12 protein-coding genes are annotated in these 12716 nt (G+C 75.0%); 3 read left to right on the forward strand and 9 right to left on the reverse strand.

From position 1 onward, the window contains the following. Positions 1 to 147 precede the first annotated feature (147 nt). Positions 148 to 1905: a DNA repair protein RecN gene (recN, locus tag ACIQ87_RS34355; protein ID WP_402414676.1), complete on the reverse strand. Its 1758-nt coding sequence runs from the start codon at positions 1903 to 1905 to the stop codon at positions 148 to 150. Positions 1906 to 1969: 64 nt separating this feature from the next. Next, positions 1970 to 2515, reverse strand: a complete 546-nt coding sequence (locus ACIQ87_RS34360) for a YitT family protein (RefSeq protein ID WP_402414704.1) — start codon at positions 2513 to 2515, stop codon at positions 1970 to 1972. Between the two features lie 360 nt (positions 2516 to 2875). On the opposite strand from ACIQ87_RS34360, the gene ACIQ87_RS34365 reads away from it, so the two are divergent. After that, a complete protein-coding gene (locus ACIQ87_RS34365; RefSeq protein WP_402414679.1) occupies positions 2876 to 4375 on the forward strand; it encodes a PLP-dependent aminotransferase family protein in 1500 nt (499 codons plus the stop codon). Between the two features lie 109 nt (positions 4376 to 4484). Here ACIQ87_RS34365 and ACIQ87_RS34370 read toward each other — a convergent pair whose 3' ends face one another. The 4 genes from ACIQ87_RS34370 to ACIQ87_RS34385 form a co-directional block, all read right to left on the reverse strand. Next, positions 4485 to 5390: an NAD kinase gene (locus ACIQ87_RS34370; RefSeq protein WP_402414681.1), complete on the reverse strand. Its 906-nt coding sequence runs from the start codon at positions 5388 to 5390 to the stop codon at positions 4485 to 4487. Positions 5391 to 5483: 93 nt separating this feature from the next. Further along, positions 5484 to 6290 (reverse strand): TlyA family RNA methyltransferase, encoded by an 807-nt coding sequence (locus ACIQ87_RS34375; protein WP_392922917.1) that lies wholly within the window; start codon positions 6288 to 6290, stop codon positions 5484 to 5486. Positions 6291 to 6326: 36 nt separating this feature from the next. Next, entirely contained in the window at positions 6327 to 6668 is a 342-nt protein-coding gene (locus ACIQ87_RS34380) for a hypothetical protein (RefSeq protein ID WP_402414684.1), read from the reverse strand. After that, entirely contained in the window at positions 6652 to 7548 is an 897-nt protein-coding gene (locus ACIQ87_RS34385) for a hypothetical protein (RefSeq protein WP_402414687.1), read from the reverse strand. Before ACIQ87_RS34385 ends, ACIQ87_RS34380 begins: the two co-directional genes overlap by 17 nt. 179 nt (positions 7549 to 7727) lie before the next feature. Between ACIQ87_RS34385 and ACIQ87_RS34390 the strand changes: the two genes are divergently transcribed. Further along, complete coding sequence (locus ACIQ87_RS34390; RefSeq protein WP_402414690.1) at positions 7728 to 8075, forward strand: SCP2 sterol-binding domain-containing protein; 348 nt, start codon at positions 7728 to 7730, stop codon at positions 8073 to 8075. A gap of 84 nt (positions 8076 to 8159) precedes the next feature. On the opposite strand, the gene ACIQ87_RS34395 is transcribed toward ACIQ87_RS34390, so the two are convergent. Together ACIQ87_RS34395 and ACIQ87_RS34400 are read right to left on the reverse strand one after the other, a co-directional pair. Further along, positions 8160 to 9236, reverse strand: a complete 1077-nt coding sequence (locus ACIQ87_RS34395) for an HAD-IIA family hydrolase (protein WP_402414692.1) — start codon at positions 9234 to 9236, stop codon at positions 8160 to 8162. Positions 9237 to 9333: 97 nt separating this feature from the next. Next, positions 9334 to 9924, reverse strand: coding sequence for a tetratricopeptide repeat protein (locus ACIQ87_RS34400; RefSeq protein WP_402414694.1), 591 nt, complete (start codon positions 9922 to 9924; stop codon positions 9334 to 9336). 92 nt (positions 9925 to 10016) lie between these two features. Here ACIQ87_RS34400 and ACIQ87_RS34405 point away from each other — a divergent pair, with 92 nt between their 5' ends. Next, on the forward strand, positions 10017 to 11387 hold the full coding sequence (locus ACIQ87_RS34405) for a DUF1015 family protein (protein ID WP_402414697.1): 1371 nt from the start codon (positions 10017 to 10019) through the stop codon (positions 11385 to 11387). Positions 11388 to 11489: 102 nt separating this feature from the next. Here ACIQ87_RS34405 and ACIQ87_RS34410 read toward each other — a convergent pair whose 3' ends face one another. Continuing rightward, a complete protein-coding gene (locus ACIQ87_RS34410; RefSeq protein ID WP_402414707.1) occupies positions 11490 to 12407 on the reverse strand; it encodes a hypothetical protein in 918 nt (305 codons plus the stop codon). Positions 12408 to 12716 lie beyond the last annotated feature (309 nt).

Consider the following 12716-nt stretch of genomic DNA (forward strand, 5'->3'; position numbering starts at 1 on the left):
GCGCCGCTTCGCGAGGATTGCCCGCCGGGCGGCGCTCGGGGCTGGGAAAGCCAGTGTCCAACCGCCACCATGCCAGGTCGGCGGCCCTCTTGGACAGTCGGCGCCACCGGGGCGCGTCGCCGACGTCCGAGGGGCCGCCGACGGCCGCTACCGGCGGCGCGGGGCCCGGGCCGTGGCCAGCAGTTCCTCGGCGTGGGCACGGCCCAGCTCCGAGTCCTCCAGGCCGGCCAGCATCCGGGAGAGCTCGCGCACCCGCTCCTCGTCGTTCAGCACCTTGACGCCGCTGCGGGTCACGGTGCCGTCGTGGGTCTTCTCCACCACCAGGTGCCGGTCGGCGAACGCGGCGACCTGAGGGAGGTGGGTGACCACCACGACCTGGGCGGACTCGGCCAGCTTGGCCAGCCGGCGGCCGATCTCGACTGCGGCCTTGCCACCGACACCCGCGTCCACCTCGTCGAACAGGTAGGTGGGGACGGGGTCGGCGCCCGCGAAGACCACCTCGACGGCGAGCATCACGCGCGACAGCTCACCGCCGGAGGCGCCCTTGGCGATCGGGCGCGGCTGGGCGCCCGGGTGCGGGGCGAGCAGCACCTCCACCTCGTCCACGCCGTGCGGACCGTAGGCGACGGTGCGCCCGCCGACCTCGATCCCGGCCAGGTCGTCGACCTGGCCGATCGAGAAGGTCACCCGGGCGTGCGGCATGGCCAGTTCGGCGAGTTCGGCGGAGACCGCCTCGGCGAACCGCCCGGCCGCGGCGTACCGGGCCCGGGAGACCTCGGTGGCCAGCTCGGCCAGTTCGGCCCGCAGCTCGGTCTCCCGGGCGCCGAGCTCGTCGATCCGGTCGTCGTCGCCGTCGAGCTCGGCGAGCCGGGTCGCCCCGGCCTCGGCCCAGGCGATCACCTCGGCGAGCGAGTTCTCCTCGCCGCCGTACTTGCGCAGCAGCTGGGCGAGTACGGCCCGGCGGTCCTCGACGGCGGCCAGGCGCACCGGGTCGGCGTCCAGGTCGTCCGCGTAGCCGGCCAGGTCGCCGGCCACGTCGGCGAGCAGGTAGCCGACCTCGTTGAGGCGGTCGGCCAGGGCGGCCAGCCGCTCGTCGTGGTGGCGCACGGCGTCCAGGGCACGGCGGGACTGGGCGAGCAGGGTGCCCGCGTCCAGTGCCTCCGGGTCGACCGGGTCGCCGGCCAGGGCGGCGTGGGCGAGGGTCGCGGCGGAGGACAGCGCGTCGGCGTGGCCGAGCCGCTCGGCCTCGGCGGCCAGCTCCTCGTCCTCGCCGGGCACCGGCTCGGCGGCGGCGATCTCGTCCAGGCCGAAGCGCAGCAGGTCGGCCTCCTGGGCGCGCTCGCGGGCCCGGGTGGTGAGCTCCTCCAGGGTCGCGGAGACCTCGCGCAGGGTGCGGTAGGTCTCCCGGTAGCGGGCCAGCGGCTCGGCCACCGAGGCACCCGCGTACCGGTCCAGCGCGCCGCGCTGGCGGGCCGGGCGCAGCAGGCGCTGCTGGTCGGTCTGGCCGTGCACGGCGATCAGGTCCTCGCCGATCTCGGCGAGCAGGCCGACCGGGACGGACCGTCCGCCGACGTGCGCCCGGGAGCGGCCCTCGGCGGAGACGGTCCGGCTGATCAGCAGTGCGCCGTCGTCCAGTTCGGCCCCGGCCTCGATCGCGCGGGCCGCCGCCGGGGAGCCGGCCGGCAGTTCCAGCCGGCCCTCCACGACGGCGCGTCCGGTGCCGTTGCGCACCAGGCCCGGATCGGCGCGGCCGCCGAGCAGCAGGCCGAGGCTGGTCACGACCATGGTCTTGCCGGCGCCGGTCTCACCGGTCACGGCGGTGAAGCCGGGAGCCAGCTCGACCACCGCGTCGTCGATGACCCCAAGATCCCGTATCCGCATCTCGTCCAACACGGAGACGACCATACGAGGTTCCACCCCCGGCGCGCGACGAGCGACAACGGCGCGCGGCAACTCCGTGCCCCGAAGTTCATCCCTTCCGGGAGTCCCCGGCGGGCACCGGCACGGTGCACCAGGGCAGGAAGAGCTGCACCATCGGGCCGATGGCCAGCGCGTACGCGACGGTGCCGACCCCGACGGTGCCACCGAGCAGCAGGCCGACGGTGAGGACCGTCACCTCGATGCCGGTGCGGATCAGCCGCAGCGAACGTCCGGTGCGCCGGTGCAGGCCGGTCATCAGGCCGTCGCGCGGGCCGGGGCCGAGCCGGGCGCCGATGTAGAGGCCGGTGGCCAGGCCGTTGAGGGCGATCGCCGAGGCGGACAGCGCGATCCGCGCGGGCAGGGAGCCGGGGCTGCCGAGGACCCCCAGGGTGAGGTCCATGGCCGCGCCGATCACCAGCACGTTGGCGACGGTGCCCAGGCCCGGGCGCTGGCGCAGCGGGATCCACAGCAGCAGGACGAGGGCGCCGCAGATCGTCACCCAGGCGCCGACCGAGAGCCCGACGGTGCGCTGCAGACCCTGGTGCAGGACGTCCCAGGGGTCGAGGCCGAGGCCGGAGCGGAGCATCAGCGCCATGCTCACGCCGTACAGGGCGAGACCGGCGAACAGCTGCGGGATCCGGCGGCCCAGGGCCCGGGTGTCACCGAACACCCGGACGGCGAGGCCGGCGCCCCGGGCGGCGGCGACTGACGCGGCCGGTACGGACGTGGCGGAGTCCGACGCCGGCGGTGCGGTCGAGGCGGCGGTCGGCGGCGGCGATGTGGTCGCGGTGGCGGCCTGCGTCGGCGGTGTGGTCGCGGTGGCCAATGGTGCTCCTGCGGTGGTGCTGCACCACCGGGGCTCCCGGTGGTGGCGGCCGGCATGGCCGCCCTGCCATGATGGCCAGGCCAATATGGCCCACTCCAGGGCCAATACCGAGCAAGTGGACTGATCGCCATGGCCGACTGGCACACCACCGTCACCCCGCCCGCCCTGGCCCGGCTGCTCGCCGCCGCCCGGCTGCCCGAGCCGGCCGCCTCCCGCCGCCCCGCCTACCGCACCCTGGCCGGGCAGATCCGGCTGCTGGTCACCGAGGGCCGGCTGCCGGTCGGCGCCCGGCTGCCCGCCGAACGCGAGCTGGCCACCGCCCTGGCGATGAGCCGCACCACCGTCGCCACCGCGTACGAGACCCTGCGCGGCGACGGCTACCTGCGCAGCCGGCGCGGCGCCGGCAGCTGGACCGCCCTGCCCGAGGGCGCCCCGCCGCCCAGCGAGGCGCTGCACCCCGTCCCGCCGGACGAGCAGGGCCGCATCCTGGACCTCGGCGTCGCCGCCCCGCCCGCCCCGCAGCCCTGGGTCGGCCAGGCCGCCGCCCGGGCCGTCGAACAACTGCCGCACTACACCGCCGGGCACGGCCACTACCCCACCGGCGTCCCGGTGCTGCGCGAGGCCGTCGCCCGCCGCTTCACCGAGCGCGGACTGCCCACCACCCCCGACCAGATCCTGATCACCACCGGCGCCATGGGCGGCCTGCACCTGGTCCAGCGGGCGCTGATCGGCCGCGGCGACCGGGTCGCCGTCGAGGCGCCCAGCTACGCGAACACCCTTCAGGGCCTGCGGCTGACCGGCGCGCGCCTGGTCCCGGTGCCGTACGCGTGGACTCCGCAGCCCTCCTGGGACCTCGACGAGTGGCGGCGGGTGCTGCGCGGCGCCGGCCCCAAGGTCGCCTACGTGATCCCGGACTTCCACAACCCGACCGGCTCGCTGATCGACGAGGAGCAGCGCCGCCTGCTGCTGGCCGCCGCCCGGGCCGCCGGGAGCATCGTGCTCGCCGACGAGACCACCGCCGAACTCGGCTGGGGCGTACCGCCGTCCACACCGCTGCCGCGCCCCATGGCGGCGCTGGACCGCTCCGCCCAGGTGGTCACCGTCGGCTCCGCGGGCAAGCTGCTCTGGGGCGGGCTGCGGATCGGCTGGGTCAGGGCCGCGCCCGCACTGGTGCGCCGGCTGGCCACCGAGCGGGTCTACAGCGACGTCGGCACCCCGGTACTGGACCAGCTGATCGCCGCCGAACTGCTGGGCGAGCTGCTGCCCGACGTCCGGGAGCACCAGCTGACCCGGCTGCGGGCCACCGCGCAGGCCTTCGCCTCCGCCCTGCCCGAACGGCTGCCCGGATGGAGCTTCACCATGCCGCCCGGCGGCCTGTCCCTGTGGGTCTCCACCGACGGCCTGTCCGGCGCGGCACTGGCCCGGGCCGGGGAGCGCGGCGGGGTCCGGATCGCCTCGGGCAACCGCTTCGGCGTGGACGGTGCCTTCGAGCACCACATCCGCCTGCCGGTCACCGTGCCCGCCGCGACCGTCCCCGGCGCCGTCGAACGGCTCGCCGCCCTGGCCGCCCACGCCGCGAACGGCGGACGGCTCGAACCGGCCGACGAGGCCCAGCCGCTGGCCGTCTGACGGGCCGTCAGTATCCGGTGCGCGCCCCAGGCCGGGTGAAAGGCCGTGGCGCGCACCGGATTCGGCGCATGTGTACGGGCGTCGGCCGACCGTACGGCCGCCGACGGCGCTAGTGGTGGTCCGCCCTGCCGCGCCAACCCGTCACCGGCAGCGCGAACTTGGCCACCAGCCGGTCGGTGAACGGCGCCCGGTGCAGTCTGGCCAGCCGCACCGGGGTCCGACCCCGGCGGACCTCCACCCGTGCCCCGGCGGGCAGTTCGACCGAACGCCGCCCGTCGCACCAGAGCACGCCGTGCGGGGTCTTGGGCTGCACCTCCACCGCCAGCACCGACTCCGGCGAGGTCACCAGCGGACGGGCGAACAGCGCGTGCGCGGAGATCGGCACCATCAGCAGCGCCTCCACCTCCGGCCACACCACCGGCCCGCCACCGGAGAACGCGTACGCGGTGGAGCCGGTCGGCGTCGCGCACACCACGCCGTCACAGCCGAAGTTGGAGACCGGACGGCCGTCCACCTCGGTCACCACCTCCAGCATCCGCTCCCGGGCCGCCTTCTCGATCGAGGCCTCGTTCAGCGCCCAGTCCTCGTGCACCACATCGCCGTTGGTGCGGACGATGACGTCGATCGTCATCCGCTCCTCGACCTCGTAGTCGGCGTCCACCACCCGCTCGACCACCACGGCCAGGTCGTCCCGCTCGGCCTCGGCGAGGAAGCCCACCCGGCCCAGGTTGATCCCGAGCATCGGCAGCCCGTGCGAACGCGCCAGCTCCGCCCCGCGCAGCAGCGTCCCGTCCCCGCCGGCCACCAGGATCAGCTCGCAGCCGTCCGCCGCCCCGGGGCCCTCGGACACCTTCTCGACGCCCTCCGGCAGATCCAGGTCCACCGCCTCGGCCTCCAGCAGTCTGATCCGGAGCCCCGCCTTCAGCAGCCCGTGCACCAGACCCTCGACGCTGCGCAGCGCCGCCTCCCGGCCGGTGTGCGCGATCAGGAAGACCGTACGTTCTTCATCGCTCATGCCGCTGCCCTCTCCCTAACGCCTGCCGGGTCGCCCTTGGCCCCGGTGCGGCCGCGCCATACGACATGACGCGCCGGACGCTCGCAAGGCACCCTACCGGGGCCCCTCCGCCACGGCCCGGTCCGCCTCCGCGGGGTCCAGCTGCGGAGCGTCCCGGCGCAGCCAGAGGAAGTACTCGACGTTGCCGGACGGCCCCGGCAGGGGGCTCGCGGTCACCGCGCGCACGCCCAGCCCGAGCTCCCACGCCTGCCCCGCGACCTGGCGCACCATCTCGGCGCGCAGCTGCGGGCTGCGCACCACCCCGCCGCTGCCCAGACGCTCCTTGCCGATCTCGAACTGGGGCTTGACCATCAGCACCAGGTCCGCGTCCTCGGCCGCGCAGGAGGCGAGCGCCGGGAGCACCAGACCCAGCGAGATGAACGACAGGTCGCCCACCACCAGGTCCACCAGGGTGCCGCCGATCAGGTCCGGGGTCAGCTCGCGCACATTGGTGCGGTCCATCACCGTGACCCGCTCGTCGCTCTGCAGCGACCAGGCGAGCTGCCCGTAACCGACGTCCACCGCCAGCACGTGCGCGGCCCCGGCGCGCAGCAGCACGTCGGTGAACCCGCCGGTGGAGGCGCCGGCGTCCAGCGCCCGGCGGCCCTCGACCACCAGGCCCTGCGGCACGAAGGCCGCGAACGCGCCGGCGAGCTTGTGGCCGCCGCGCGAGACGTAGTCGGGGTCGTTGTCGTCCTTGGCCACCACGACCGCCGCCGAGGTCTCCACCTGGGTGGCCGGCTTGGTCGCGGTGGTGCCGCCGACGGTCACCCGACCGGCGGCGATCAGCTCGGACGCGTGCTCACGCGATCGGGCCAGCTTGCGGCGGACCAGTTCCGCGTCGAGTCGGCGTCGTGCCACTGCCACTGGTGTTTCAGCTCCTACGGATCCTGCGGGTCATTCCTGGTCGAGCGCGGCCAGTGTGTCGACGAGCCGCTGGTGAACATCTTCGTACACCGCGACGTGTGCCTCGGCCGGGACCCCGTCCAAGGCCTCCAGCCGGGCCAGGCCCGCGTCCACGCCGGGATGGCCGGTGGGCGCCAGCTCGACGCCCAGCGGCTCGGTGCCCAGCAGCTCGACGCCCAGCGGCTCGGTGCCCAGCAGCTCGGCGCCCCGGACGGGCTCGGAGTCCCGGACGGGCTCGGAGTCCCGGACGGGCTCGGAGTCCCGGACGGGCTCAGGAAGGCGGGAAGGCTCGGCCGGGCGGGCGGGCGCGGGCGGTTCACTCGTCGTGGGCATCGGGCTTCTTCGTGCTGGTGGCCTTGCGGACGGTGGTCTTCCTGGTCGCCGCACGCTTCGCGGGCGTCCCCGGCTGGGCCTCGGCCTGCTTGGCGGTGGCGGTCTTCTTCACGGTGGTCGTCTTCTTCGCGGCGGCCTTCTTGGCCGTCGTCCGCTCGGGCGCCGCCGTCTTCTTCGCCGCGCTCTTCTTGGCCACGGACTTCTTCGCCGTTCCCTTCGCGGGGGTGTCCTTGGCGGCGGTGTCCTTCGCGGCGGTGTCCTTCGCGGCGGTGTCCTTGGCGGCAGTGCTCTTCCCCGGGGCAGCGGTCTCCGGCGCAGCGGCGGCCTCCTCCTTCGGGGCCGGGGCGGCCACCGACACCGGCGGGACCGGCGGGACCGGCGGATCGACCTCGACCGGCTCGTCCACCTCCACCCGCTCGGCGACTATCGGCTCGTCCGCCGTCCGGGCGGCCGACCGCTCCTCCTCGAACTCCCAGCCACGCCCGAACAGGTCACCGGCCCGCGGCGCCGGCACCGGCTCCTCGGCCTCGTACGCCCCCGGTCCGGACGCGGCCGCCGGGGCCTCCTCCTCGACCTCGCGCAGCTTGGTCTCCAGGTACGCCAGCACCACGCCGACCTTGGTCACCTGGTCGCCGACCTTCTCGAAGACCTTCTCCGCCTCGTTGCGCGCCACGCCGACCGCCAGGTCCACCCCGGCACGCCCGGCGGTGACCGCCTCCCCGGCCAGGGTCTGCAAGGTCTCCACGGACGGCGGGAACTGACCGCCCAGCCGGCGCTCGACCCCGGCGACATCGACCCCGGCCTTCTCCAGGATCGAGGTCGCCGTCCCGACGACCATCTTGCCGACCTCCTCGACCACCCCGGCGGCAGTCTCCACCACTCCCCGAACCGTCCTCGGCAGCATCCGGGTGCCTCCCAATCGCCTACGCGCGTCGCTCCGTCGCCCTCAGTACCCGGGCGCCGTCGCGGGCACCCCACTGACGACGCTACCGCCAAAACCCTCCTGAGGTACCGTGGCCCGCAGTCAGCACCGCAGCGACCGGGGGAGGGAGCCGCCCCGTGGCGAACGCCGAGGAGTGCCGGGAGGCACTGGAGCAGCTCAGCCGGAACATGGCGAAGTCCACCGGCGACGTCCGCAAGGCCGCCGCCCTCGACCGCTCGCTCAGCTGCCGGATCACCGACCTCGACCTGACCTTCACCGGACAGCTGCGCGACGGCCGCATCCAGGACATGGTCGCCGCCCCCGGTCCCCCGGCCGAGAAGGCGGCGATCCGGCTCACCATGAGCAGCGACGACCTGGTCGCGCTGGTCGGCGGCGGGCTCAACTTCGCCTCCGCCTGGGCGAGCGGCCGGGTCAGGCTCGAGGCGGGCTTCCGCGACCTGCTGCGGCTGCGCACCCTGCTCTGAGCCCGGCACCGCCGGAGCCGCCGTTCCCGGACCGGGCGCCGACGAACCGGGCCGGGCACGGGACCAGGGGCCACCGAGCCGGGCTCAGCCGAGGGTGGCCCCCCGGCGACCGCCGACCCGCCCCCAGAACCCGAGGTCGGCCAGCGCCTTACGGCCGTCCACCGGCGCACCGCCCGCGTCCAGCACCGTCCACGCCGCCGCGCACAGCGCCCGCAGGCCGTCCCAGCGGTCCCCGGCGCCGGACAGCCGCAGCACGCCGGCCTCCACGCCCGCGACCAGGCCGCCGCACGCGAAGCCGCCGTCCACGGCCGTCACCTCCGGGTGCGGGACGAGCAGTCCGCGCAGGTCCTCCGCCAGGTACGTCGGCCGGTGCTCGACCGGGGCCGACAGCAGCAGCTCCGGGGTGGTCACGCCGGTGAACACCAGCAGGCTGTCCACCCCGCCGTTGAACGCGCCCTCGATGTCGGTGTCCAGCCGGTCGCCGACCACCAGCGGTCGCTCCGCGCCGGTGCGCAGCACCGTCTCCCGGTGCATCGGCGGCAGCGGCTTGCCCGCCACCTCCGGCTCCACCCCGGTCGCCGCCCGCACCGCCGCCACCAGGGTGCCGTTGCCGGGCGCGATGCCACGGGCCCTCGGCACCGTCAGATCCAGGTTGGATGCCACCCAGGGCAGTCCGCTCTGCACCGCGTACGAGGCCTCCGCGAGGTCCGCCCACCCCACCGAGGGGTCGAAGCCCTGCACCACCGCGAGCGGCCCGTCGGCCAGCGAGCGGACCGCTACCAGGCCCAGCTCGGCCAGCGCCTCCTCCAGCCCGAGACCGCCCACGACCAGCACCTTCGAGCCGGCCGGCACCTTCTCGGCGATCAGCCGGGCGGCGGCCTGGGCCGAGTTGATCACGTCGGAGGGCTCGGCCGGGATGCCGAGCTCGGTCAGGTGCTCGGCCACCACCCGCGGCGGGCGGGATGCGTTGTTGGTCACGTACGCGAGCCGCATCCCGGCCGTCCGGGCGGCGTCCAGTGCCTCCACCGCGTGCTCGATCGCGTGCGCGCCCGTGTAGACCACGCCGTCCAGGTCCAGCAGCGCGGTGTCGTAGGCGTCGGTCAGCGGCCGCTCGCTGCCGCCGGGGGCGGTCCGTCGCACGGGGGTGGCCGTCTCGGTCATGGCTGCGCTACCTCATTCACTGCGTCGTCGTTCGCTGCTGCGTGCACTACTGCGTGCACTGCTTCCACTGCGTCGTGCGTCAACGGCGTCCGGCCGGTCAGGCGCCGCCGTCGGTGCCGGTGTCGGCACCGGCGTCGTCCGCCGTTCCGCCGGCCGGGTCCCCGGCGCCCGCCGGGGGCTCCACGTACCCAGGTGCTCCCGGCAGCAGCGGGCCGTAGGCCCCCGCACGGGCCGCCAGGGTCGCCCGGGTCTGCCGCAGTGCCTGCCGGTAGTGGTCGGACTCCGGCCGCATCGCCACGGCCAGCGCCAGGTGCTCGGCGGAGGTCTCGAAGTCGCCCAGCCGGGCCGCCGCGACTCCCCACCCGAACTGAGCGTAGTCGTCCGCCGGGTCCGCCAGCGCCACCGCGCGGAAGTTCTCCAGCGCCGCCGCGTACGAGCCCGTGTCGAACTGGGCCCGTGCCAACGCCTCCCGGATGCTGCGCGAGTGCGGCTCGGCCGCCACCGCCCGGGCGAGCAGCTGCTCGGCGGCCGCCGGATGTCCCTGGGCCAGCAGCCGGGCTCCCCGCCGGAACCACTCGTACACGTCCCCGGCGGGCTCGCCCGAGCGGCTCTGCGGCGGCACCCCGCCGACCGGCCCGCCCGACTCGGCCGGGCCGCCGCCGTCCACCCGTTCCTGCCCGTCGTCCATGCCGTACCTCGCCCTCGGTCCCACACCCGCCCCACAACCCGGCGCGGGCATTCCGATCTCTCAAAAACGCGTACCCGGTTACGATGCCCAGAATGAGCACACCCAGTGCAGAAGACGGAGTCGAGACTCCCGAGGGCGGCCCCGGCGATCCCGGGCACGTCGCCACCGCTGGCCTGTCCCTGTCCCCCTTCCGCGGCCTGCGCTACGTCCCCGACCGGGTCGGCACCCTGGCCGCGGTGACGTCCCCGCCGTACGACGTCGTGGACCCGGGCCGCCGGCTCGACCTGGAGACCGCCGACCCCCACAACGTGGTCCGGCTGATCCTGCCCAGGCCGGAGCCCGAGGACGCCGGCGACCGCCCCGACCGCGACACCCGCTACCGGCACGCCGCCCGGCTGCTGGCCGCCTGGCAGCGCGAGGGCGTCCTGGCCGCCGACCCCGAGCCCGCGCTCTACGTCTACGAGCAGCGGGTGCCGGCCACCGACGACTCCCCCGAGCTGCTCCAGCGCGGCCTGATCGGCGCCCTCGCCGTGAGCGGCCGCGAAGGCGGCGTGGTGCTCCCGCACGAGGACGTGATGCCGCGGCCGGTCGCCGACCGGGTCGGCCTGATGCGCACCACCCGCGCCAACCTGGAACCGCTGCTGCTCACCTACCGGGGCAACGGCGGCGCCTCCGGCGTGATCGAGCGGACGGTCGAACGCGAGCCGGTGCTCTCCACCGCCACCAGCGACGGGACGCACCACCGCCTGTGGGCGGTCACCGACCCTGCCGAGATCGCCGAGATCAGCCGCGACCTCGCCACCTGCCGGGCGCTGATCGCCGACGGCCACCACCGCTGGGAGATGTACCTGCGCCTCCAGCGCGAGCACCGCCACCTGCCGCGCAGCCCCTGGGACCGCGGCATGGTGCTCCTGGTGGACACCGCCCGCTACCCGCTGCGGGTCCGCGCCATCCACCGCGTGCTGTACCGGCTGCCGGTGGCCGAGGCGCTGGAGCGGCTCGGCGACCAGTGGAAGGTCAAGGAGGTCCCGGGACCGTTGTCCGCCGCGCTCCAGGCCCTCGCCGAGCAGAAGCGGCACGGCGGCAACGGCTTCGTCCTCACCGGCGGCGACGGCGTCTACTGGCTGCTCGGCGAACCCGAGGAGTCCCTGCTCGACGCCACCGTGCCGCACGGCAGACCCGAGGAGTGGCGTCACCTGGACGCCACCGTCCTGCACGCCACCTTGCTCGACCACACCTGGCACGTCCCCGACGGCCCGGACGACATCGGCTACCTGCACACCGCCGTGGCCGCCGAGCAGGAGGCCGCGCGCACCGGCGGCACCGCCGTCCTACTGCACCCGGTCCGGGAGTCCGTGGTGCGACGGCTCGCCGAGCAGGGTGTCACCATGCCCCGCAAGTCCACCTCCTTCGGACCGAAGCCGGCCACCGGGCTGGTGCTGCGCAGCCTCGCGCTGGGCTGACACCGCGCCGTCGGCCCGACCCAGGCCCGAACGCCGTGAGGCCCTGCCGTTCCCGAAGTTCCGGGAAACGGCAGGGCCTCACGGCGTTGACCGGGGAGCTGATCAGCTCTTGTCGGCGTCGGCGTCGGCCTTGACCTTGGTGGCCTCGGTCTCCTCGACCTCGGTCTCCTCGGCCTTGGTCTCCTCCGCCTTGCGGTCCTCGGCGTCCTGGGCGCGCTCGGGGACGACGCCGTCGAAGTCGTCGTCGATCTCGAGGTCGTCCTCGTCGTAGTACTCCTCGACGTCCTCCTCGTCCTCGAAGATCACGCGGTCGTCGGCGTTGTCGCCGCCACCGCGCTTCTTCGCCGGGGCGTCGACCGACTCGGCCTCGTCCTCGTCCAGCTCCGGGTCGAGCGTGTCGGTGAACTCCACGCCGTCGATCTCGGCCAGCCGCTCCGAGGCGTTGGTGGTGCCGTCGGTGTCGGCCTCGGCGGCCTTGGCGAACCAGTCACGGGCCTCGTCGGCGCGGCCGGCCGCGATCAGGGCCTCGGCGTAGGCGTACCGCAGGCGAGCGGTCCACGAGTGCACGGCGCTGGAGGCCAGCTCCGGGCTCTGCAGCGTCACCACGGCGGCGTCGAACTGCTCCATGTCGGTGCGGGCACCGGCCGCCACCAGGCGCATCTCGACCTGGCCGGCCTTGTCCAGCTGCTTCACCTCGGGCTCACCGGCCATCGCCAGCGCCCGCTCCGGACGGCCCAGACCGCGCTCGCAGTCGGCCATCACCGGCCACAGGTCCGCACGGCCGGTCATCCGACGGGCGGCACGGAACTCGGTCAGCGCCTCGGAGTAACGCTGCGTCATGTACGAGGCGAAACCGGCGGCCTCACGGACGGCGGCCACGCGGGAGGCCAGACGGAGCGCGACGCGCGAGTACTGGTAGGCCTCCTCCGGCTCGCTGTCGAGCAGGCGGGCCACCATCACCAGGTTGCGGGCGACGTCGTCCGCGAGGGTCTTGGGCAGGCTCTTGAGCTCCTGACGCACGTCCGCGTCCAGCTCAAAGCCGGTGACGTCCTCCGGGATCGGCAGACGCTTGACGGGCTCGTAGTTGCCCCGGCGGTCGTCGTAGTCCCGACGGTCACCGCCGCGCTCGTCCCGGTCCCGGCGGTAGCCGCCGCCCTGGCGGTCGTCACGACGGAAACCGCCGCGGTCGCCACCACGGTCGTCGCGACGGAAGCCGCCACGGTCGCCACCGCGCTCGCCGCGGTCGCGGTTGAAACCGCCGCCCGGACGGTCGTCACGACGGAAACCACCGCGGTCGCCACCACGGTCGTCACGGTCACGGCCGTATCC

The organism is Kitasatospora sp. NPDC096204, assembly GCF_044763205.1.
In the GTDB taxonomy this organism is placed as follows: domain Bacteria; phylum Actinomycetota; class Actinomycetes; order Streptomycetales; family Streptomycetaceae; genus Kitasatospora.

Coding starts and splice junctions, on each gene's coding strand:
- ACIQ87_RS34405 (WP_402414697.1), top strand. CDS start 10,017: ATGAGCACACCCAGTGCAGAAGACGGAGTCGAGACTCCCGAGGGCGGC.
- recN (WP_402414676.1), bottom strand. CDS start 1,905: ATGGTCGTCTCCGTGTTGGACGAGATGCGGATACGGGATCTTGGGGTC.
- ACIQ87_RS34360 (WP_402414704.1), bottom strand. CDS start 2,515: ATGGCGCTGATGCTCCGCTCCGGCCTCGGCCTCGACCCCTGGGACGTC.
- ACIQ87_RS34395 (WP_402414692.1), bottom strand. CDS start 9,236: ATGACCGAGACGGCCACCCCCGTGCGACGGACCGCCCCCGGCGGCAGC.
- ACIQ87_RS34365 (WP_402414679.1), top strand. CDS start 2,876: ATGGCCGACTGGCACACCACCGTCACCCCGCCCGCCCTGGCCCGGCTG.
- ACIQ87_RS34370 (WP_402414681.1), bottom strand. CDS start 5,390: ATGAGCGATGAAGAACGTACGGTCTTCCTGATCGCGCACACCGGCCGG.
- ACIQ87_RS34380 (WP_402414684.1), bottom strand. CDS start 6,668: ATGCCCACGACGAGTGAACCGCCCGCGCCCGCCCGCCCGGCCGAGCCT.
- ACIQ87_RS34400 (WP_402414694.1), bottom strand. CDS start 9,924: ATGGACGACGGGCAGGAACGGGTGGACGGCGGCGGCCCGGCCGAGTCG.